This window comes from Microbacterium sp. APC 3901 (assembly GCF_030407765.1).
Lineage (GTDB): Bacteria > Actinomycetota > Actinomycetes > Actinomycetales > Microbacteriaceae > Microbacterium.
Genome location: NZ_JASDCU010000011.1, coordinates 36,672 through 58,016, shown reverse-complemented (window position 1 = coordinate 58,016; position 21,345 = coordinate 36,672). Strand labels below are relative to the sequence as shown.

The 21,345-nt window shown below is 67.2% G+C and carries 17 protein-coding genes; 5 read left to right on the top strand and 12 right to left on the bottom strand.

The features are described from left to right. Window positions 1-2 precede the first annotated feature (2 nt). The 5 genes from QMA07_RS11525 to QMA07_RS11505 form a co-directional block, all read right to left on the bottom strand. Complete coding sequence (locus tag QMA07_RS11525) at window positions 3-1,784, bottom strand: penicillin-binding protein 2 (protein ID WP_290161976.1); 1,782 nt, start codon at window positions 1,782-1,784, stop codon at window positions 3-5. 39 nt (window positions 1,785-1,823) lie between these two features. Then, complete coding sequence (locus tag QMA07_RS11520) at window positions 1,824-2,399, bottom strand: hypothetical protein (RefSeq protein ID WP_290161974.1); 576 nt, start codon at window positions 2,397-2,399, stop codon at window positions 1,824-1,826. Next, complete coding sequence (gene rsmH / locus QMA07_RS11515) at window positions 2,396-3,334, bottom strand: 16S rRNA (cytosine(1402)-N(4))-methyltransferase RsmH (RefSeq protein ID WP_290161972.1); 939 nt, start codon at window positions 3,332-3,334, stop codon at window positions 2,396-2,398. The genes QMA07_RS11520 and rsmH overlap by 4 nt, the downstream gene beginning before the upstream one ends. A 117-nt stretch (window positions 3,335-3,451) precedes the next feature. Then, window positions 3,452-3,883 (bottom strand): division/cell wall cluster transcriptional repressor MraZ, encoded by a 432-nt coding sequence (gene mraZ, locus QMA07_RS11510; RefSeq protein ID WP_290161970.1) that lies wholly within the window; start codon window positions 3,881-3,883, stop codon window positions 3,452-3,454. A gap of 280 nt (window positions 3,884-4,163) precedes the next feature. After that, entirely contained in the window at window positions 4,164-4,535 is a 372-nt protein-coding gene (locus QMA07_RS11505; protein WP_290161968.1) for a DUF3040 domain-containing protein, read from the bottom strand. 98 nt (window positions 4,536-4,633) lie between these two features. On the opposite strand from QMA07_RS11505, the gene QMA07_RS11500 reads away from it, so the two are divergent. Further along, complete coding sequence (locus QMA07_RS11500) at window positions 4,634-5,722, top strand: polyprenyl synthetase family protein (RefSeq protein WP_290161967.1); 1,089 nt, start codon at window positions 4,634-4,636, stop codon at window positions 5,720-5,722. Between the two features lie 40 nt (window positions 5,723-5,762). Here QMA07_RS11500 and QMA07_RS11495 read toward each other — a convergent pair whose 3' ends face one another. After that, window positions 5,763-6,068, bottom strand: coding sequence for an Rv2175c family DNA-binding protein (locus QMA07_RS11495; RefSeq protein WP_290162129.1), 306 nt, complete (start codon window positions 6,066-6,068; stop codon window positions 5,763-5,765). Between the two features lie 257 nt (window positions 6,069-6,325). On the opposite strand from QMA07_RS11495, the gene QMA07_RS11490 reads away from it, so the two are divergent. After that, window positions 6,326-7,513 (top strand): LysM peptidoglycan-binding domain-containing protein, encoded by a 1,188-nt coding sequence (locus QMA07_RS11490; protein WP_290161965.1) that lies wholly within the window; start codon window positions 6,326-6,328, stop codon window positions 7,511-7,513. Between the two features lie 79 nt (window positions 7,514-7,592). Beyond that, window positions 7,593-9,539 (top strand): Stk1 family PASTA domain-containing Ser/Thr kinase, encoded by a 1,947-nt coding sequence (gene pknB, locus QMA07_RS11485; protein WP_290161963.1) that lies wholly within the window; start codon window positions 7,593-7,595, stop codon window positions 9,537-9,539. 114 nt (window positions 9,540-9,653) lie between these two features. Here the strand turns inward: pknB and QMA07_RS11480 are convergent, their stop codons facing one another. Then, window positions 9,654-10,994: a class II 3-deoxy-7-phosphoheptulonate synthase gene (locus QMA07_RS11480; protein WP_290161961.1), complete on the bottom strand. Its 1,341-nt coding sequence runs from the start codon at window positions 10,992-10,994 to the stop codon at window positions 9,654-9,656. Window positions 10,995-11,032: 38 nt separating this feature from the next. Then, window positions 11,033-11,731, bottom strand: coding sequence for a lysophospholipid acyltransferase family protein (locus QMA07_RS11475; protein WP_290161959.1), 699 nt, complete (start codon window positions 11,729-11,731; stop codon window positions 11,033-11,035). A gap of 151 nt (window positions 11,732-11,882) precedes the next feature. Here QMA07_RS11475 and QMA07_RS11470 point away from each other — a divergent pair, with 151 nt between their 5' ends. Further along, entirely contained in the window at window positions 11,883-13,715 is a 1,833-nt protein-coding gene (locus QMA07_RS11470) for a long-chain fatty acid--CoA ligase (protein WP_290161957.1), read from the top strand. Window positions 13,716-13,775: 60 nt separating this feature from the next. On the opposite strand, the gene def is transcribed toward QMA07_RS11470, so the two are convergent. From def to QMA07_RS11455, 3 genes are all read right to left on the bottom strand, one after another. Continuing rightward, a complete protein-coding gene (gene def / locus QMA07_RS11465) occupies window positions 13,776-14,267 on the bottom strand; it encodes a peptide deformylase (RefSeq protein ID WP_290161955.1) in 492 nt (163 codons plus the stop codon). Beyond that, window positions 14,267-16,246 (bottom strand): MinD/ParA family protein, encoded by a 1,980-nt coding sequence (locus QMA07_RS16960; RefSeq protein ID WP_356762831.1) that lies wholly within the window; start codon window positions 16,244-16,246, stop codon window positions 14,267-14,269. Before QMA07_RS16960 ends, def begins: the two co-directional genes overlap by 1 nt. A 66-nt stretch (window positions 16,247-16,312) precedes the next feature. Next, window positions 16,313-19,720, bottom strand: a complete 3,408-nt coding sequence (locus QMA07_RS11455; protein WP_290161953.1) for a pyruvate carboxylase — start codon at window positions 19,718-19,720, stop codon at window positions 16,313-16,315. Window positions 19,721-19,814: 94 nt separating this feature from the next. Here QMA07_RS11455 and QMA07_RS11450 point away from each other — a divergent pair, with 94 nt between their 5' ends. Beyond that, the gene (locus QMA07_RS11450) at window positions 19,815-20,627 is read left to right on the top strand and encodes a ParA family protein (protein WP_290161951.1); all 813 of its coding nucleotides are present in this window, start codon (window positions 19,815-19,817) and stop codon (window positions 20,625-20,627) included. An 86-nt stretch (window positions 20,628-20,713) separates the two neighbouring features. Here QMA07_RS11450 and QMA07_RS11445 read toward each other — a convergent pair whose 3' ends face one another. Continuing rightward, window positions 20,714-21,259, bottom strand: coding sequence for a MerR family transcriptional regulator (locus tag QMA07_RS11445; protein ID WP_290161949.1), 546 nt, complete (start codon window positions 21,257-21,259; stop codon window positions 20,714-20,716). Between the last annotated feature and the right edge of the window lie 86 nt (window positions 21,260-21,345).

Below are 21,345 nucleotides of genomic sequence, written 5' to 3'. Positions count from 1 at the left end.
GACTATTCGAACTTGGGAAGCAGTGCGTCCATCGGGCTGGAGGACGGCATCACGCGGTAGGTCTTCATGGTCTGGGTCATCGCCTTCTGGAAGGCAGAAGCGGTAGCAGCAGACGATGCAACTCTAGTCGGCTCGTCGAGAGTCACCACCACGACGTACTGCGGATCGTCGACCGGCGCGAAGCCCACCATGCTCGTGTAGTACACGCCCGACTTGTATCCGCCCTTGCCGTCGGGGATCTGCGCGGTACCCGTCTTGCTCGTCACACGGTAGCCGGGCACCTGGATGCGATCGGCGTTCCCGCCCTGCACGGCGACGTTCTCGAGCATGCGCGTCAGGTCGGCTGCGGTCTCGGGCTTGACAATCTGCTCAGACGCGGGCGCCTCCGGCGTGACCACCGTGCCATCGGGCGCCGTGCACGACTCGACCAGCGAGAGGCCGATCTTCTCACCACCGTTCGCGATCGCCTGATACGCACCGGCGAGCTGGGGGGCGGTGACCGTGAAGTACTGACCGAAGGTGGTCGTGTACAGCGACTGGTTGTCCCACTCGCTGGTGGGGTGGATCTCCCCGGACGTCTCGTTGGGGAACCCGATCGTCGTGTCCCCCACGCCGAAGCGCTCGAGGTAATCGTGCCGGACGTCGGGACTCACCATGGTGCCGAACTTCGACAGTGCGACGTTCGAGGAGTCGATCAGCGCTCCGGCAAGGGTGTACTGGAACGTGGGGTGGACGAATGCGTCGTTGATCACCGCACCGTTGTCGAACTTCTCATGCGAGGACGCCGACACGGTCGGACTCGTCATGGTCACGCCGGCGTTCTCCATGACGGCCGCAGCGGTCACCGCCTTGAAGGTCGACCCCGGCTCGAACGGGTAGGTGAAGAGCTTGCTGGTCCAGGTCTCCGGCGACGACGCGTCGAGATCGTTGGGGTCCATGGTCGGCCACTCGGCCGCCGCGCGGATCTTGCCGGTGCCGACCTCGACCACGGTGACGGTGCCGCCCTTCGCACCCTGCATCTGCGCCTCTTCGGCGATCATCTGCTGCATGTACCACTGCAGATCACTGTTGACCGTGAGCTGCACGGTGCCGCCGTCGACGGCATCCACCCTGCTCTCACTGCCGGGGATGACGACGTTGTTCTTGCCTGTGCGATACGACTCTTCACCGTCGGTCGGAGCGAGACACTTCTCGTCCATCTTCTCGACGCCGGTCTGCGCGGTGCCCGTTCCGTCGAGGTAGCCCAGGAGGTTTCCCGCCACAGCTCCGTTCGGGTAGACCCGAACCTCGCGCGGCGTCATCTGGAGGTACGACGACACCTTGAGCTCACGGAGTTCGATGTACTTCTCGGTGCTGAGCCCCTTGACCAGCGGGAGGTACTGCGAATCAGGGTTCTCCGCGAGCTTCGCTGCGACCTCTTCGCGCAGGTCGTCGGCATCGATGCCCATGATCTCGGCGATGCGGGTCGATGCCTCGGCCCACGGCAGCTTCGGTGGATTCTTCTCGTCCTCCTCCAGCAGCCGGATGACCTGGGGGCTGAGCTGCGCGTCATAGACCATCACGCTCTCGGCGAGCACCGATCCCTCGCTGTCGACCACGGAACCGCGCTCGCCCGGAATGGAGGTGCGGTGCGCGATGAACTCGAGCGACTGGGCGACGTGCTCGTCCGCCTTCACCACCTGGATGTCGACGAGACGCACGACGAATGCCGCCAGGATCGCCAGGATCACCGCGAGCGCGACGACCGTGCGTCGCCGCGGCGTGCGGGTTGCTCGTGTCGTCATGGACTCTCTCCGTCAGGTCTGGGTGGTGGGCGGATTCGACTAGCGGGTGCTTGGGCTCGGAAGCCCGTCGGTGATCGCGGGCGGGAGCTCCTGCGCGGACTGCCCCGCCGTCCCTTCGGGCACGGCGTCGTCTGCCGTCGAGGGGTTGACCGGCACATCGTTCAGCAGGGAGTTGCTCACGGCGCCCGCACCGTTGGGGTCGATCGTCGACGAGCCGGTCGCACCGGTTCCCTGACCGAAGACGGCGCCATCGCTGAGCCGAAGATAGGACGGAGCGCCTGCGACGACCATGCCGAGCGACGCGGCGCTGGCAGCGAGGGACTGGGGCGAGCTCGTTCCCGTGAGGTCCTCCTGCAGGGCATTGGCGTGCAGGTCGAGCTCGTGCTGCTGCGCAGACAGGCCGGCCAGGACGAACGAGTCCTGCGTGATCGCCAGCGAGAGTCCGATCTGCACGGCTCCGATGATCATGGCCCCGGCCAGTGCCGCGATCGCGTAGCCGAGCTTCGGCTTTCGGCGGACCGGGGTGCCGGTCACCGGCTCGAGTCGTCGCCGAGGAGCGCGCTCCGGCGCGCCGGGCAGTGCCCTGGACTTCGGAGCTGCGACGTTCAGGCTCATGAGCTCTCCCGCACTTTCTCTGCGGCACGCAGTCTGACCGGAATGGCGCGGGGGTTCCGAGCCCGCTCGTCGTCATCGGCGAGCTCGGCTCCCTTGGTGATGATGCGGAATCGGGGTGCGTGCTCCGGCAGCTCGACAGGCAGGCCCCGCGGTGCGGTCGAGGCGGCGCCGGCGGCGAAGGCCTGCTTCACGAGTCGATCCTCGAGAGACTGGTATGACATGACGACGATGCGCCCACCGACCGCGAGAGCATCCATCGCCGACGGGATCGCGTCAGCCAGCACGTTGAGCTCGGCGTTCACTTCGATGCGCAGAGCCTGGAAGACGCGCTTGGCGGGGTGGCCGGAACGCTGAGCCGCCGCGGGGGTGGCCGCTTGGAGGATCTCGACGAGCTCTCCCGATCGGGTGATCGGCTTCTTCTCGCGCGCGGCGATGATGAAACGTGCGTAACGACCGGCGAGCTTCTCCTCGCCGTAGCGTTCGAAGATACGACGCAGGTTGCCCTCGTTGTAGGTCGCGATGACCTCGGCGGCCGTGATGCCCTTCGTCTGATCCATCCGCATGTCGAGCGGGGCGTCTTTGGAGTACGCGAAGCCGCGCTCTGCTTCGTCGAGCTGCAGAGACGAGACGCCGAGATCGAAGAGGATGCCGGCCGCACCCTGGGCGTGCAGCCCGATCTCGTCGTAGACGGTGTGTACGAGTGTGATCCGGTCCTTGAAGCGAGAGAGACGCTCCCCCGCGATGCGCAGGGCGTCGGTGTCGCGATCGAGGCCGACGAGACGGATGTTCGGGAACCGCTCGAGCAGCGCCTCTGAGTGACCGCCCATGCCGAGAGTGGCATCGACGAGCACCGCTCCGTCGGCCTGCAGGGCGGGAGCGAGGAGCTCGACGCAGCGGTCGAGCAGAACGGGGGTGTGGATGTCGCGGAGGTTCATGATCTTTCTCGGGTGACCTCTGTATGTCGGTGACCAGGGCCCTGATCCCCCTCCGCTTCACGACCCGGCACCGGGGAAGTGTGTCGGGGCAGGAGCGGCGGGGCATCACAGCCGTGGTCAGAAGAGTCCCGGAATCACCTCCTGCTCGAGTTCGGAGTAGGTCTCCTCGCCGGCTGCGAGGTAGCTGTTCCAGCTCTCGGCATCCCAGATCTCGGCGTGGGCGCCGACTCCGGTGACGATGAGTTCCTTCTGCAGGCCCGCGTACTGACGGAGGTGGACGGGGATCGTGATGCGGTTCTGGCTGTCTGGCATCTCCGCACTCGCACCGGAGAGGAACAGTCGCATGAAGTCACGCGCCTGCTTGTTCGCGAGCGGCGCCTGACGGATCCGCTCGTGCATCGCCTCGAACTCGGCCGTGCTGAAGACGTAGAGGCAGCGTTCCTGCCCTCTGGTGACGACGATGCCGCCACCGAGGTCTTCGCGGAACTTCGCGGGAAGGATGACCCGTCCCTTGTCGTCCAACTTCGGAGAATGCGTTCCCAGCAACATCAGCCATCACCCCCTCTCCGTCCGGCCAACTCGAGGTGCGCCCCACTTTACTCCACTTTCCTCCACAAACCTACGATCAATCCGCACCTCAGCCAGGCTGCAGCTCCCGAGCACTCTGAAAATCCGCGTGATGTCGCGGCATGAAGCGAGTGGAGGGAGGTGGAGGGTCAGTGGAGGGTGCCCGACCGGCGTCAGTGCTCAGCCGCACGGCGATTCATTGCCCGAACACGACGAAGGCCCGGATGCTCAGAGCATCCGGGCCTTCGAGGAAGAGGTGGGGTCAGTTGCCGTCTTGGCGGCGATCCCATCGATCGTTCATGCGATCCATGAAGGATGCTGAACTCCGCTGCTTGGGTGCGCGCTCCCGAGGAACGGCAGTGAGCGGTTTGCGGACGGGGGTCACGGCGATCATGACGCCTCCGAGCATGGCGACGAATCCGATGACGCCGACCACGACGCCCCAGACATCTCCGAGCACGACTCCGACGATCAGTCCACCCACGCCGGCAAGGAGCAGTAGCGCTCCGTAGACGAGGTTCCGGTAGCTGAGAGCTCGGTCGCCTGACGGCGCACTGACGACATCGGCGTCGTTGTGGAGGAGATGGCGTTCCATCTCATCGAGCAGACGCTGCTCCTGTTCGGAGAGTGGCATTTCGTCCCCCTCGGGTATTCGTCCGTCCATTCTACGCGCGGTATGCCGCTGCGGGCTAGCAGTAAGACCCTCCGTTGGCTTTACGTATGCTGGGAGTCGTGCCGACCCCCTCCTTCGTCTCCGACGCCGTCGCCGCCCGCCTGAGGCTGTTCCTCGACCGGATGCGAGGCGAGTCGACCGACTACGGCGCCGATGCCGCGGGTCTGATCGATTCGGCAGCCGACACTCTGGTAGGCGGCAAGCGACTGCGAGCCCGTTTCTGCCACGCGGGCTGGCAGGCCGTCGCACGCTTCCGCGATCGCGACGCCGCGGAGACCGCAGCCCTCTGGGATGTCTGCTCTGCCCTGGAGATCTTCCAGTCCGCCGCGCTGGTGCACGACGACCTGATCGACAACTCCGACACCCGACGCGGCCGGCCGGCCGCTCACCGCGCGCTGGAGAGCGCCCATGTCGGGGCCGGTTGGCGCGGCGACCCGGCGGCGTTCGGCCGCTCGGCGGCGATCCTCCTCGGCGACCTGCTGGTGGCCTGGAGCGATGACCTCCTCGAGGACGCCATCGAACCGCTCCCCCATGCGGCGGCTGTCCGACGCGAATACGGTCGCATGCGCCGAGACGTCACCGTGGGGCAGTTCCTCGACATCGCCGAGGAGTCCGCATGGAGCGTCCACGCCACCGACTCGCACGTCGAACGTGCCCTTCGGGTGGTCTCGTTCAAGTCTGCGCGGTACAGCATCGAGCAGCCGCTGGTGCTCGGCGCGGCGATCGCAGATGCCGACGATGACCAGCTCCTGGCCCTTCGCACGTTCGGTCATCCGATCGGGATGGCGTTCCAACTTCGCGATGATCTGCTCGGGGTCTACGGCGATGCCGCCGTCACGGGCAAGCCTGCCGGCGATGACCTGCGCGAGGGCAAGCGCACGGTGCTCGTCGCGCTCACCAGGCAGACGCTCGACACGTCGGCCCGCACTCTGTTCGACGAGATGCTCGGCGATCCCGACCTCACGGGCGAGCAGGTCGCATTCCTCCAGGAGACCATCACGGCCTCCGGCGCTCTCGAGAGAGTGGAGAGCATGATCGACGAGTACGCACAAGAAGCCGATCGGGCGCTCTCCCGAGCACGACTCGACGATGCTGCCGTCGGAGACCTGCGCGAACTCGCACGCGCCGCCACGGTGCGGTCGGCCTGAGACCTCAGGGCACGAATCCGAGCGGTGGCGACCGCTCGGCTCAGGCGAGGGTGCGGGCGACCCGGCGCACAGCGCTCTTGTGGCCGGCGAGAAGCGCGTCGATCGGAGAGCGACCCAGCTCGTCGTCGAAGGCGAGCAGCCAGTCGATGACCTCGTCGTCGGTGAAACCCGCGTCCTGCAGGACGATGATGGTGCCGCGCAGCGAAGAAAGCGGGTGGTCGTCGACGATGAACACCGACGGAACCGCGAACACACCGGAACGACGCGATCCGATGAGGTAGTGCTCGTCGATCAGCCGACGCACGCGACCCAGCGTCTCATCGAGGACGTCGACGAGATCGGGCATGGTCAGCCAGCCGGTCGCGGTGACGCCGGGGGCGCTCACGGCGCTCTCGGACCCGACCTCGGACTGCGGGGTTTCGGAGGGATTACTTTCAGACGACACAGACACGTTGCAACTATCTCACCTCTGAGGGCCGACCGCATTTTCGACCCGATCACCGCGTTGAGCCACATCCGCAACAGCAGCACCACCCGTCACTTCTGTTGACTTCCGTTTACATACGTGTCACCGTGGGCGGACGTCGAACAAGGGAGACCACCTTGACCACGCATGCTGTCACGCGACGGACGCGCTACATCCAGCTCGGTGTACCCGCCGCTGTGCTGGGCACACTGTCGGCGGCGATCGCCGCCACTCCCGCTGCAGCGGAGGCCGTGTCGCCGACGATCGAGCGACTCCAGTCGACACCGACGCGCATCGCCCCCGCCGAAGCGCCTCCGGCCTCCTACACCGTGCACCCCGGCGACACGATCTCATCGATCGCGAGCCGCTTCGGGCTCCGGACGGTCGACGTGCTCACCTGGAACGGACTCGGCTGGCGTTCGGTGATCTATCCGGGGCAGGCTCTCGCGCTGACAGCCGGTGCCGCACCCGTCGCCCCCGCTGCACCGACCCCGACCGGATCCGCCGCCACTCACACTGTCGCCGCGGGCGACACGGTGTTCAGCATCGCGCAGCGACATGGCACGAGCGTCGACGCCGTGCTCGCCGCGAACGGCCTCACCCGGGCATCCGTCATCTACCCCGGCCAGCAGCTCGCACTCGCGGGATCTTCCGCTCCCCCGCCCGCAGCAGCGGTCGCTCCGGCCGCACCCGCTCCGGTGGCGGCGGGTGGCCAGACCCACGCCGTGGCCGCAGGCGACACCCTGTTCGCGATCGCGAAGAAGCACGGCACGACCGTCGCACAGCTCTATGCACTGAACGGCATGACGCCCGGGGCGATCATCTACCCCGGTCAGAGCCTGGTCGTCGCCGCAGCGCCGGTGGCTGCTCCGGCGCCCGCTGCGGTCGCCACCGCACCACCGGCCCAGCTGTTCGCGAACCTCGACGCCGAACAGGCCGGCAACGCCTCGGTCATCATCCGCGTCGGCCGCGATCTCGGCGTACCCGACCGCGCCATCGCGATCGCCCTCGCCACCGCGATGGTCGAATCCAGCATGCGCAATCTGTCGTGGGGCGACCGCGACTCGCTCGGGCTCTTCCAGCAGCGCCCGAGCATGGGTTGGGGAACCCCCGAGCAGGCCGTCGACCCAGACCGCAGCACCCGGGTCTTCTACGGCGGCTCCGCAGACCCGAACGGGCCCGCCTCTCGCGGACTTCTCGACATCCCCGGCTGGGAGAGCCTGCGGTTCACGGATGCCGCACAGGCAGTGCAGATCTCGGCGTATCCCGAACGCTACGGCCAGTGGGAGACCCAGTCCTTCCAGTGGCTCGGTCAGCACGGTTGATCGCCTTTCGGGCAAACCCGCAGGCGCAAGGGGCGAGCCGCTCCCCGGGCTTTCAGGCAGTTCTCCATAGAATCTTGACGTGACGACCAATCAGCAGGCCGACCCCCTCATCGGGCGGCTTGTCGACGGTCGATACCGCGTGCGGGCCCGAATCGCGCGCGGAGGCATGGCGACGGTATACGTCGCCACCGATCTTCGACTCGAGCGACGCATCGCCCTGAAGGTCATGCACGCCCATCTCAGCGACGATTCCGCCTTCCAGAGCAAGTTCATCCAGGAGGCGCGCGCAGCGGCGCGGCTGGCCGACCCGCACGTCGTCAACGTGTTCGATCAGGGCCAGGACGGCGAGCTCGCGTACCTGGTGATGGAATACCTGCCGGGCATCACGCTCCGCGAACTGCTTCGCGAGCAGAAGCGCCTCACGGTCCCGCAGACGATCACCATCATGGATGCCGTGCTCGCCGGGCTCTCGGCAGCGCACCGCGCCGGAATCGTCCACCGTGATGTGAAGCCCGAGAACGTGCTGCTGGCCGAAGACGGGCGCATCAAGATCGGCGACTTCGGCCTCGCCCGCGCGACGACTGCGAACACGGCCACCGGCCAGCAGCTGCTCGGTACCATCGCGTACCTCGCACCGGAGCTCGTCACACGAGGAACGGCCGACGCCAGAAGCGACATCTATGCGCTCGGCATCATGCTCTACGAGATGCTGGTCGGCGAGCAGCCCTATAAAGGCGAGCAGCCCATGCAGATCGCCTTCCAGCACGCCACCGAGTCGGTGCCACGGCCGAGCGTCCGCAACCCCGGCGTACCGGAGCAGCTCGATGAGCTCGTGCTCTGGGCGACGGAGAAGTCACCGGACGAGCGCCCCGACGACGCCGGTCAGATGCTGGAGCGACTGCGCGAGATCGAGCGCGGTCTGGGCATCGCCCCCGCGGTCGCAGCCGCCACAGCCTCGCAGCGCTCTCAGGCCGACTCCGCCGACCTCACCAAGGTCATGCCGAGCACGATGGTCATCGCCGACCCCACCGCCCCGGTGCAGGCCGCGGTCGACAACGCCACACTCCTGCGGCGTCGTTCGTCGCGACGACGCGCCCGTGGTGCGTTCCTGCTGACGCTGGTGCTGCTCCTCGCCACGGTGGCGGGCGGTGTCGGGTGGTGGTTCGGATCCGGCCCTGGATCCCTCGTCGCCGTCCCCGGAGTCGTCGGACTGTCGTACGACGATGCCGCCTCGGCGTTGACCGCGGAGGGCTTCGTGCCCGTACGCGGCGAGGAGAGCTCCATCGACGTTCCCAGCGGCGAGACGATCCGGACGGATCCCGACGAGGGCGAACGGCTCGACAAGGGCACCGAGATCACGGTCTTCGTCTCCTCAGGGCCCGCGTCGCACACTGCGGAGCCCCTCAACGGCAAGACAGAGCAGGAGGCCCGCGACTACCTCGCGGACATCAAGGTCAACGTCACCGAGACCCCCCTGCTTCTCTTCTCCGATGCCGATGCCGGACGCGTGATCAACGCCTTCGTGACACCCCGCGCCGGCGGCGAGGTGTATGCATGCGCCGAGGGCTGCGAGCTGCTCGAGGACGACACCGTCGAACTCTACGTCTCGGCCGGTGCCTTCCCCGACGTCGCGGGCATGAGCGTGGACCAGGCGACGAACACGCTCCGCGACAAGGGCGTCGAGGTCAACGCCGATTCGCAGTTCGTCTTCAGTGATTCCGTCGCGAAGGACATCGTCATCGGAGTCACCGACCGCGCCGAGGAAGGCAATCGACGCCCCGGCGATACGGTCCAGCTGATCGTCTCGAAGGGACCCGAGCTGTTCCCCGTGCCGGATGTCGAGGGACTGAGCCGGGACGAAGCGGCCCAGACGATCCGCGATGCAGGTTTCGAACCGACCTGGAACGGCATCTGGAACGCGTTCCCCAACGACTTCACCGAGGTCACCGGCTCAGACCCTGGAGCAGGCTCTCAGCGCGCGAAGGGCACGGAGATCACGCTGCAGATTCGAAGCAGCGCGTTCTAGAGCGGCTCCGTCCAGGAACTGCTGGTCGACTCGCCGTGCGCTTCCGTCTGCGGGTCGCAGAACGGCAGCCCTCTCCGCACGCGGAAAGGGCTGCCGTTCTCGGTCGTTCGCCGGTCAGCGCTTCTCGAGCTCTTCCGCGACGAGGAAGGCCAGTTCGAGCGACTGCATGTGGTTGAGGCGCGGGTCGCAGAGACTCTCGTAGCGGGTGGCCAGGGCGGCCTCGTCGATGTGCTCGGATCCTCCGAGGCACTCGGTGACGTCGTCGCCGGTGAGCTCGACGTGGATGCCGCCGGGGAAGGTTCCCACAGCGCGATGGGCCTCGAAGAATCCGCGCACCTCGTCGACGACATCATCGAAGCGACGTGTCTTGTACCCGGTGGGCGTCGTGATCCCGTTGCCGTGCATCGGGTCGGTGACCCACAGCGGCTGCGCACCCGAATCACGCACGGCCTCGAGCAGCGGCGGCAGAGCGTCGCGGATCTTGCCCGCGCCCATGCGCGTGATGAATGTCAGGCGTCCGGGCTCGCGGTTCGGGTCGAGCTTGTCGATCAGCGCGAGAGCAGTCTCGGGGGTCGTGGTCGGACCGAGCTTCACGCCGATCGGGTTGCGGATCTTCGAGAAGTAGTCGACGTGGGCGCCGTCGAGCTCACGCGTGCGCTCGCCGATCCACAGGAAGTGCGCGGAGGTGTTGAATGGCGTGTCCGTGCGGGAGTCGATGCGGGTCATCGGGCGCTCGTAGTCCATCAGCAGACCCTCGTGGCCCGTGAAGAACTCCACGCGCGTGAGTTCGTCGAAGTCGGCGCCGGCCGCCTCCATGAACTTGATGGCCCGGTCGATCTCGGCTGCCATGCGCTCGTAACGCTGGTTGGCCGGGTTCTGCGCGAAGCCCTTGTTCCACGAGTGCACCTCGCGCAGGTCGGCGAAGCCACCCTGCGTGAACGCGCGGATCAGGTTGAGCGTCGACGCGGCGGTGTGGTACCCCTGCAGCAGACGACCCGGATCGGCTCGGCGGGAAGCCTCGGTGAAGTCGTAGCCGTTCACGATGTCGCCGCGGTATGCGGGAAGCGTCACGTCGCCACGGGTCTCGGTGTCGCTGGAACGGGGCTTGGCGAACTGGCCCGCCATGCGCCCCATCTTCACGACCGGCATCGACGCCCCGTACGTCAGCACGACCGCCATCTGCAGAACCGTCTTGATGCGGTTGCGGATCTGATCGGCGGTGGCGCCGGCGAAGGTCTCTGCGCAGTCCCCGCCCTGAAGCAGGAACGCCTTGCCCGACGCTGCGCGTGCCAGGCGATCGCGGAGGTTGTCGACCTCGCCTGCGAACACCAGGGGCGGAAGCGTCGAGATCTGCGCGGAGACCTCGGAGACGCGCTCGGCGTCGAGCCACTGAGGCTGCTGCTTGATCGGGAGCGAGCGCCACGCGTCAAGCGCGTCGATGTGGTGCTGGAGCATGATGTCCAGCCTAGTGCTCGCGACGATGTCGAGATGCCTCAGGAGCGCTGTGTGACGCGGGCCGGAAGCCTGTCCTTGACGCTCGACGCATACACGTCGTCGTACTGCTGCTCGCCCAGCCTCTGGAGGGCGACCATGATCTCGTCTGTGACGGATCGCAGGATGTAGCGGTCGTTCTCCATGCCCGCGTATCTGGAGAAGTCCAGGGGTTCGCCGATGACGATCCCCACTCTCACCACACGAGGCAGACGCTGTCCGATGGGCATCGCCGTGTCGGTGTCGACCATGATGACGGGAACCACGGGGACCTTCGCCTCCATGGCCATGCGCGCGATGCCGGTGCGGCCCCGATAGAGCCTTCCGTCGGGGCTTCGCGTGCCCTCCGGGTAGATGCCGAGCAGGTCCCCGCGGCCGAGCACCTGCAGGCCGGTGTTCAGCGATGCCTCCGAGGCTTTTCCGCCCGAGCGATCGATCGGGATCTGCCCGGTCGCCTTCATGAAGAACTTCGTGGCCCAGCCCTTGAGTCCTCGCCCGGTGAAGTAGTCGCTCTTGGCGAGGAACGACATGGGGCGGTCGATCATCAGCGGCAGGAAGATCGAGTCGGCGAACGACAGGTGATTGCTGGCGAGGATCGCAGCCCCCTGTGCCGGGATGTTCGCACGGCCGACCACCCATGGTCGGAAAATCGCTTTGACCACGGGACCGATCGCCACGTACTTCATCAGCCAGTAGAACATCGAGGTGAAGTCTAGCGCCGCGATCGGCATCCGCCGGCGCGTTGCGCCGACGACACGTGATCGGCGACCCGGTCTCACCAGATGTGCGACTGAGTGCCATGCTCTAGACTCGTGTGCAACCCAGTGCCCGACCGGTACCGAAGGAGCTGCCGTGGTCCAGTTTGAAGTCCCTGCCGTCATCCCCGCCGACCCAGAAGCGAACGTCTCAGACCTGCTGGCACAGCGCGTCAAGGCGACGCCGGATCGCCCTCTGTTCTCGGTGCCCGACGGTGAGGGCTGGCGAGACATCACCGCCGCCGACTTCGAGACCGCCGTCATCGCACTGGCCAAGGGATTCGTGGCCGCCGGCATCCAACCGGGCGAGAAGGTGGGTTTCCTGGCCCGCACCACGTACGACTGGACGCTCGTGGACTTCGCCCTGTTCTATGCGGGCGCCGTGATGGTGCCGATCTACGAGACCAGCTCGCCGTCGCAGATCCAGTGGATCCTCGAGGACTCCGGAGCCATCGCTCTCGTCGTCGAGTCGCCCGAGCACTTCGCGCGCCTCGACGAGGTGCGCGGCGACCTCCCGCTGCTTCGCGAAGTCTGGCAGCTGCACCTCGGCGCGATCGACTCGTTGACCGCTCAGGGCGCATCGGTGCCGGATGCCGAGATCGAGCGTCTGCGCAGCATCGCAGTGGGCTCCGACATCGCCACGCTCATCTACACCTCCGGCTCGACGGGTCGTCCGAAGGGCTGCGTTCTCACACACAGCAACTTCGTCGAACTCTGCCGCAACTCCGCCAAGGCGCTGGACGCGGTCGTACAGACTCCGGGCGCGTCGACACTGCTGTTCATCACCACCGCGCATGTGTTCGCCCGGTTCATCTCGATCCTGAACATCCACGCGGGTGTCCGCACCGGGCACCAGCCTGACACGCGACAGCTGCTCCCGGCGCTCGGCTCGTTCAAGCCGACGTTCCTGCTCGCGGTGCCGCGGGTGTTCGAGAAGGTCTACAACTCGGCGGAGCAGAAGGCCGAAGCAGGCGGCAAGGGCAAGATCTTCCGCGCTGCCGCCGACGTCGCGATCCAGCACTCCAAGCTCCTCGAAGAGGGCAAGAGCATTCCGTTCGGAACCAAGCTGAAGTTCGCGCTGTTCAACAAGCTGGTGTACAGCAAGCTGCGCGAGGCGATGGGCGGCAACGTCGTCTACGCCGTGTCGGGTTCGGCTCCCCTCGGTGCGAGACTCGGCCACTTCTTCCACAGTCTCGGCGTGGTGATCCTCGAGGGCTACGGCTTGACCGAGACGACCGCTCCCGCAACCGTGAACCTCGCCGACAAGTCGAAGATCGGCACGGTCGGCCCGGCACTCCCGGGTGTGGGGGTGCGGCTCGCTGACGACGGCGAGATCGAGGTGCGCGGCATCAACGTGTTCAAGGAGTACTGGAACAACCCCGAGGCCACCGCCGACGCGTTCAGCGACGGAGGCTGGTTCCGCACCGGCGACATCGGCAGCTTCGACTCCGAGGGGTTCCTCACCATCACCGGTCGCAAGAAGGAGATCATCGTGACGGCCGGCGGCAAGAACGTCGCACCCGCCGCTCTCGAGGACCCGATCCGGGCAAATCCGATCATCGGACAGGTCGTGGTCGTCGGAGACCAGCGTCCGTTCATCTCGGCGCTCATCACGCTCGACCCCGAGATGCTGCCGACCTGGCTCGCCAACGCCGGATTGCCCAAGGAGATGTCGCTCGCCGAGGCATCGAAGAACGACGCGGTCCGAGCTGAGATCCAGAAGGCAGTGGATGCCGCCAACGCCCGGGTGTCCCGTGCCGAGTCGATCCGCAAGTTCACGGTTCTCGACAGCGAGTGGACCGAGGCGTCCGGTCATCTCACGCCCAAGATGTCGATCAAGCGCAACGTGATCATGAGCGACTTCGCCGACGAGATCGCCGCCATCTACGACGAGCCCGTCACCACGACCAACGTCGCCCTCGGCGGCTGAAGCCCGTGAGATAAGAGAAAGGCCCCGCCGAAGCGGGGCCTTTCTCCTATCCGCCCAGGTTCAGAACCAGGCGCTCTCTCTGACCTCGCGCATCGCGCGCTTGCGCGTCTCCGCATCGAGTCTCGTGAGGTAGAGCCTGCCGTCGAGGTGATCGGTCTCGTGCTGCAGCGCTTGCGCCATCAGGCCGCTTCCCTCCAGGACCACTGGCCGGCCATCGAGGTCGATGCCCTCGACTCGGGCCCATGGGTGGCGCAGTGCGTCATGCCAGAGCCCGGGGACGGACAGACACCCCTCCCCCGTCGGCACGGGGTCGCCGCGGACCTCGGTCAGAACGGGGTTCAGCACATAGCCGATGTCGCCGTCGATGTTGTAGCTGAAGGCGCGGAGCGCGACACCGATCTGCGGGGCGGCGACGCCGGCGCGTCCCGGCAGCTCGACGGTATCGATCAGGTCGGCCACCAGCGCGCGAACACCGTCGTCGACAGTGTCGATGGGCGCGCAGACGGAGCGAAGCACGGGGTCTCCGAAGACCCGGATCTCACGCACCGCCATCAGTCGGCCTTCGCTCGCAGACCCTCGACGAGCAGCGCAGCGAGCTCGCGCGCCGCCACACGGGTCTCCGGCTGCAGGTTGGCGAAGACGATGGTCCCGCCTCCGGCGATCTGCGCGTCGTACGGCATCCGCACGACACGCTTCGCCCTCGTGCGGAAATGAGCCTCGAGTTCGTTGAGACGCACGAGCGGGGCACCGGGAGTCGACTGGTTCAGCACCACGACGGCGTCACGCGCCTGCTCGGCGTATCCGTTGCTCTCAAGCCAGGTCAGCGTCTCCGACGCGAGGCGCGCCTCATCGACGCTCAGCCCCGAGACGATCACGATCTGATCGGCGAGATCGAGCGTGGCCGACATCACCGAGTGCACGATGCCCGTGCCCGTGTCGGTGAGCACGAGCGAGTAGTAGTGCGCGGCGACGCCGGCCACGTCCCGGTAGTCGCTGTCGCTGAAGGCCTCTGCGATCCGCGGGTCGGAGTCCGAGGCGAGCACGTCGAGGCGGGTGGCGTCGCGTGCGACGATCGCGGAGATGTCGTGGTATCCCCTGACGTCGTCATGGATCCGCACGAGGTCGCGCACCGACTTGTTGTGGTTCGGGCGAACCACGCGCTCGGCGAGCGTGCCGCGATCGGGGTTGGCGTCGACCGCGATCACGCGGTCGTCACGGGCGTCGGCGAGGGCCATGCCCAGCAGCGCAGTGATCGTCGTCTTGCCGACTCCGCCCTTGCGAGAGAGCACCGGAACGAATCGTGCGCCGCCGACGATCGGCGCGGCGATCCTGGCACTCAGCGCTTTGCGCTCGCGTGCTCGTCGTCCGTCTCCGATGTTGATGCGGCGACCGGAGATCGCGTAGAGGAAGTGACTCCAAGCGCCTTCAGGCTCAGGCTTGGTCATACGGTGCGGATCGAGCAGCCGGTCTGCGGTGAGCAGATCTGCGCTCTCGCGAGACGAGTCGCCGAGATCGTCCAGACGCTTCGCAGAGAGCTGCATGTCTGCGCGACCCGATCGGGTGGCCGGTGTCACGGCCCGCCGGGGCTTGTCAGCGTTCATGACCGAACTCTCCTTCTTGGCGAGGGATGATGCCGCCGATGATCTCCGCGAGCTGGGAACAGCGTCGAGGTCCGCTTTAGCCTTGGCGATGAACGCGGCGGCCGCGGCGGCTTCTGCTGCTGCGGGGTCGGTGGACGCAGTGTCCGAGGCAGCGGGTGAGGCCGTGCCCGTGGTCGACAGGGGCGAAGTCCTGGGAGCGCGTTCGCGCATACGCGCGGGCTCAGGCTCCGGCTCGAGTTCCGGCTCAGGCTCCGGCTCCGGCTCCGGCTCGCGTTCCGGCGCCAGTTCCGGCTCCACCGCAGGCTCGGGCTCGAGTTCAGGCTCGAGTTCCGGCTCGAGTTCCGGCTCCAGCTCAGGCTCGAGTTCCGGCTCCAGCTCAGGCTCCGGATCCAGCTCAGGCTCCGGCTCAGGCTCGAGTTCCGGATCCAGCTCAGGCTCCGGCTCAGGCTCGAGTTCCGGATCCAGCTCAGGCTCGAGTTCCGGATCCAGCTCGGGCTCGGGCTCGAGCTCGAGCTCGGCATCGGCATCGGCATCGGCATCGGCATCGGCATCGGCATCGGAAGACGCTTCCGCCTCGGGCTCTGAAGCCACCTCCGGCTCCGGCTGCTCGATCACTCCGGCCTGTTGCTCATCCGCCGCAGGATCCGGCGGCAACTCGATGATCATCGGAGCCGCACCGAGAGGCGCGGGTGCGATCTCGGCAGCGGCCTTCGCCGCGGCGACCGGCTCGTCGATGATCAGGTCGGCGACGACCTCGCCCTCGACGACGCCGTCGTCCTCCAGGTCGTCGTCATCGTCCTTCGGCAGCACGACGCTCACCTGCGCCGTGTTGCCGAGTATGCCGATGGCCGAGGTGTCCAGCGACGCAGCGTCGTCGAGGACCCCTCTGGACTCGTCGTCCGGGTTGTCTGCCACGTTCTTCGGGGTCACTGTGTCACTCCAAGCTCGTGCGGGCCTCGGGTGCGTTGCGTCGAACGCGGCCTCGCCCGCACAAGATTAGTGCGCGGGGCGGATGACGACCAAAAGATCCCCGGCCTCGACCTGCTGCGTAGCGCCGATCGCAAGGCGCTCCACGACGCCATCGACGGGGGCGGTGATGGCCGCCTCCATCTTCATCGCCTCGATGGACGCGACCGGCTCACCGGCGCGCACCGAGTCACCGACGTCTGCTTTCAGAGTCACGACGCCGGAGAACGGTGCGGCCACCTGACCGGGCATCGAGGTGTCGGCTTTCTCGATCTCGTGCACGTCGACCGCCACCGACCTGTCCCGCACGAACACCGGGCGCAGCTGACCGTTGAGGGTCGTCATGACGGTGCGCATACCCTTGTCGTCCGCGTCGCCGATGGCTTCGAGACCCACGTAGAGCTGGACGCCACGATCGATCTCGACGACGTGCTCCTGGCCCTGGACGAGCCCGTAGAGGTAGTCAGCGGTGTCGAGTACCGAGAGATCGCCGAACAGTTCACGATTCTCGGTGAACTCGCGCATGGGGGCAGGGAACAGCAGCGTGTTGAGCCGCGCACGACGGGTCGCACTGTCCCCCGCCAGCGCTGCCTCGTCGTCGGCGGAGATCTCGGTCATGCCGGTGCGCACCGAACGCCCCGCCAGCACCTTCGTGCGGAACGGCTCGGGCCATCCACCCGGGAGGTCGCCGAGCTCGCCGGCCATGAATCCGACGACCGAGTCGGGCACGTCGTACTTCTCGGGGTTCGCCTCGAAATCAGCGGGGTCGGCCTTGACCGCTGCCAGGTGCAGGGCCAGGTCGCCGACCACCTTCGACGAGGGCGTCACCTTGGGAACGCGGCCGAGGATTCGATCGGCCGCGGCGTACATGTCTTCGATCAGCTCGAAGTGGTCTGCGAGACCGAGCGCCTTCGCCTGCTGACGGAGGTTCGAGAGTTGGCCGCCCGGGATCTCGTGGTGGTAGACCCGCCCGGTGGGCCCGGGGAGCCCGGACTCGAACGGGGCATACATCCGGCGGACCGCCTCCCAGTACGGCTCGAGGTCCGAGACGCTGTCGAGCGAGATGCCGCTGTCGCGGTCCGTGTGCGCGAGCGCCGCGACGAGCGACGAGAGAGAAGGCTGGCTGGTCGTGCCCGAGAGCGGGGCAGATGCCGCGTCGACCGCATCCACTCCTGCGGCGCTCGCCGCGAGCAGGGTGGCGAGCTGCCCGCCCGGGGTGTCGTGCGTGTGCAGGTGCACGGGCAGGTCGAAGCGCTCGCGCAGTGCGGCGACGAGCTTCGCCGCCGCCGCGGGGCGCAGAAGCCCCGCCATGTCCTTGATCGCGATGATGTGCGCGCCGGCCTCGACGATCTGGTCCGCGAGGTTCAGGTAGTAGTCGAGCGTGTAGAGATCCTCGGCAGGGTTCAGCAGGTCACCGGTGTAGCAGAGCGCCACCTCGGCGACCGACGTGCCCGTGCGGCGAACAGCCTCGATCGCCGGACGCATCTGCTCGACGTCGTTGAGTGCATCGAAGATCCTGAAGATGTCGACACCGCTCGCCGCGGCCTCCTGCACGAAGGCCTCGGTCACGGCAGTCGGGTAGGGCGTGTATCCCACGGTGTTGCGTCCACGCAGGAGCATCTGGATCGCGACGTTCGGAAGCGCAGCCCGCAGCTTGTCGAGACGCTCCCAGGGGTCTTCGCCGAGGAACCGCAGTGCGACATCGTAGGTCGCTCCTCCCCAGGCCTCCACCGAGAGCAGCTCCGGCGTCAGTCGCGCGATGTGCGGTGCGGCTGCGACGAGGTCTTTCGTGCGCACTCGTGTCGCGAGCAGGGACTGGTGCGCATCGCGGAAGGTCGTGTCAGTGATCGCGAGAGCGCTCTGCGCACGCAGGCTCTGGGCGAAGCCCTCCGGTCCCAGCTCGCGCAGCCGCTGTCGCGACCCGGCGATCGGGGTTGAGGCGAGGTCGACGACCGGGAGCTTGGCAGCCGGATCCAGGGAACCGGGGTGGACTCCGTGGGGCTTGTTGACCGTGACATCGACCAGCCAGTTGAGGATGCGGGTGCCACGGTCCTTCGACTCGCGACCACGGAGAAGATCCGGGCGCTCGTCGATGAAGGACGTGCTCACGTCGCCGGCGATGAACGCGTCATCCTCCAGAAGCGCCTGCAGGAACGGGATGTTGGTCGAGACGCCGCGAATGCGGAACTCCGCCAGCGCCCGCCGAGCGCGCGCCACTGCCGCAGGGTAGTCGCGCCCACGGCAGGTCAGCTTGGCGAGCATCGAGTCGAAGTGCGGACTGATCTGCGCGCCCTGATGCACGGTTCCGCCGTCGAGACGGATGCCGGCGCCACCCGGCGAGCGGTAGGTGGTGATCTTGCCTGTGTCGGGACGGAACCCCTGAGTCGGATCCTCCGTGGTGATGCGGCATTGCAGTGCTGCGCCACGCACCTGCAGTCTGTGCTGCTCCAGTCCCAGCTCCGCGAGCGTCTGGCCCGCAGCGATGCGCATCTGACTCTGCACGAGATCGACGTCGGTCACCTCTTCGGTGACGGTGTGCTCGACCTGGATGCGCGGGTTCATCTCGATGAAGACGACCTCGCCCGTGCGCTCCCCGGCGGTCTCGAGCAGGAACTCGACCGTTCCCGCGTTCTCGTATCCGATGGATCGCGCGAACGCGACCGCGTATCCGTGCAGCGCGGTGCGGATGCTGTCGTCGAGATTGGGCGCCGGTGCGATCTCGACGACCTTCTGGTGTCGACGCTGGACCGAGCAGTCGCGTTCGAACAGGTGCACGGTCTCGCCGGTCTTGTCCGCGAGGATCTGCACCTCGATGTGCCGGGGACGAAGGACGGCCTGCTCGAGGAACATCCGCGGGTCGCCGAAGGCGCTCTCCGCTTCACGCATGGCTTCTGCCAGTGCCGGTGCGAGTTCCGCCGCCGACTCGACCCGGCGCATGCCACGGCCGCCACCGCCGGCCACGGCCTTGGCGAACAGCGGGAAGCCGATCTCCGGGGCCTGGGCCACGAGCGCGTCGACGTCAGCGGATGCCTCGGTCGAGCGGAGCACGGGAACCCCTGCCTCGATGGCGTGGCGCTTGGCCTCGACCTTGTTCCCCGCCATCTCGAGCACCTTCGAGGGAGGCCCGATGAAGACGATGCCGTTGGCCGCAGCCTTCTCGGCGAGCTCGGGATTCTCCGACAGGAAGCCGTACCCGGGGTAGATCGCATCCGCTCCCGCATCCTTCGCGACACGGATGATCTCGTCGACGTCCAGGTATGCGCGGACCGGATGCCCCCGCTCGCCGATCTCGTAGGCCTCATCGGCCTTGAGCCGGTGGACGGAGCCGCGGTCCTCATGCGGGAAGACGGCGACTGTCCTCGCCCCGACTTCGAATGCCGCACGGAAGGCGCGGATCGCGATCTCGCCGCGGTTCGCCACAAGGATCTTCTGGAACATGCACACCTCTGGAAGCTCGATGCGCACTTCTGATCGGCGCGCATGGGGCGGGGCTGAGTGTGCACCCAGCCTAGGGGAAGGTAACGTGGTGTTCGTGCACGTACTCAGCGTCAGCTCTCTCAAGGGAGGCGTCGGCAAGACGACAGTGACCCTCGGCCTGGCCTCAGCGGCCTTCGCCCGTGGTGTCCGAACACTCGTCGTCGACCTCGACCCTCAGTCCGATGTGTCCACGGGAATGGACATCCAGGTGGCCGGTCGGCTCAACATCGCCGATGTCCTGGCCAACCCGAAGGAGAAGGTCGTCCGTCAGGCGATCACCTCCAGCGGCTGGGCGAAGGTGCACCCCGGAACCATCGACGTGCTGATCGGCAGCCCTTCTGCGATCAACTTCGACGGCCCGCACCCGAGCGTGCGCGACGTGTGGAAGCTCGAGGAGGCCCTGGCCTCCGTCGAAGCCGACTACGACCTGGTCCTCGTCGACTGCGCCCCGTCGCTGAACGCCCTCACCCGCACCGCCTGGGCTGCGAGCGACCGCGTGATGGTCGTCACCGAACCCGGTCTGTTCTCCGTCGCCGCCGCTGACCGCGCGCTGCGCGCGATCGAGGAGATCCGTCGGGGCCTCTCCCCCCGTCTGCAGCCGCTGGGAATCGTCGTCAACCGCGTGCGCCCCCAGTCCATCGAGCACCAGTTCCGCATCAAGGAACTGCGCGACATGTTCGGCCCCCTCGTCCTCTCCCCTCAGCTTCCCGAGCGCACGTCGCTGCAGCAGGCTCAGGGAGCCGCCAAGCCGCTGCACATCTGGCCGGGCGACTCAGCTCAGGAGCTCGCGTCGGACTTCGACCAGCTGCTCGATCGGATCATCCGTACCGGCCGCATCCAGGTCGCTGATTCCGGGCCTCAGGCCTGACTCACCGCAGACAGCAGAACGGCCATCCTCTCGCGAGGGTGGCCGTTTCTTCGTGTGGAGGGGGCGGCGGGCTGAGCCGCGGAGGATCAGGCGGAACGCTTGGTTCGGCGTGCCGAGAGCTCGTCGATCGGGTCGGGTGATGTGGCATCGAACTCCACGAGGGTCGACTCCACCTCGCGCAGCACCTTGCCCACGGCGATGCCGAACACACCCTGACCGCGACTGACCAGGTCGATGACCTCGTCGTTCGACGTGCACAGGTAGACGGACGCGCCGTCGCTCATCAGGGTCGTTCCCGCGAGATCGCGGATGCCGGCGCGGCGAAGCTCTTCGACCGCCGTACGGATCTGCTGCAGAGAGATCCCGGTGTCGAGCAGGCTCTTGACGAGCTTGAGCACGAGGATGTCGCGGAAGCCGTAGAGGCGCTGCGAGCCGGAGCCGCTGGCACCTCGCACCGTGGGCTCCACGAGTTCGGTGCGTGCCCAGTAGTCCAGCTGACGGTAGGTGATGCCCGCTGCACGCGCCGCCACCGCGCCGCGGTAGCCGACCTCGTCGTCCATCGCCGGCAGGCCGTCGGTGAAGAGGAGTTCTGGCACGAACCGCGGGTCGCCTGCACGCTCGTCCGCATTCATTTGAAATCCTCCCTGGAGCTGTTACCTCCACGCTAGAGCAGCCCTCCGGCACCGGCAATGACATCCGTGGGACGCCGAAGGTGTGT

Bases quoted from the DNA above. Each gene is read 5' to 3' on its own strand.
- QMA07_RS11525 (WP_290161976.1), bottom strand. From the start codon at position 1,784: ATGACGACACGAGCAACCCGCACGCCGCGGCGACGCACGGTCGTCGCG.
- QMA07_RS11520 (WP_290161974.1), bottom strand. From the start codon at position 2,399: ATGAGCCTGAACGTCGCAGCTCCGAAGTCCAGGGCACTGCCCGGCGCG.
- rsmH (WP_290161972.1), bottom strand. From the start codon at position 3,334: ATGAACCTCCGCGACATCCACACCCCCGTTCTGCTCGACCGCTGCGTC.
- mraZ (WP_290161970.1), bottom strand. From the start codon at position 3,883: ATGTTGCTGGGAACGCATTCTCCGAAGTTGGACGACAAGGGACGGGTC.
- QMA07_RS11505 (WP_290161968.1), bottom strand. From the start codon at position 4,535: ATGCCACTCTCCGAACAGGAGCAGCGTCTGCTCGATGAGATGGAACGC.
- QMA07_RS11495 (WP_290162129.1), bottom strand. From the start codon at position 6,068: ATGCCCGATCTCGTCGACGTCCTCGATGAGACGCTGGGTCGCGTGCGT.
- QMA07_RS11480 (WP_290161961.1), bottom strand. From the start codon at position 10,994: ATGCTCCAGCACCACATCGACGCGCTTGACGCGTGGCGCTCGCTCCCG.
- QMA07_RS11475 (WP_290161959.1), bottom strand. From the start codon at position 11,731: ATGTTCTACTGGCTGATGAAGTACGTGGCGATCGGTCCCGTGGTCAAA.
- def (WP_290161955.1), bottom strand. From the start codon at position 14,267: ATGGCGGTGCGTGAGATCCGGGTCTTCGGAGACCCCGTGCTTCGCTCC.
- QMA07_RS11455 (WP_290161953.1), bottom strand. From the start codon at position 19,720: ATGTTCCAGAAGATCCTTGTGGCGAACCGCGGCGAGATCGCGATCCGC.
- QMA07_RS11445 (WP_290161949.1), bottom strand. From the start codon at position 21,259: ATGAATGCGGACGAGCGTGCAGGCGACCCGCGGTTCGTGCCAGAACTC.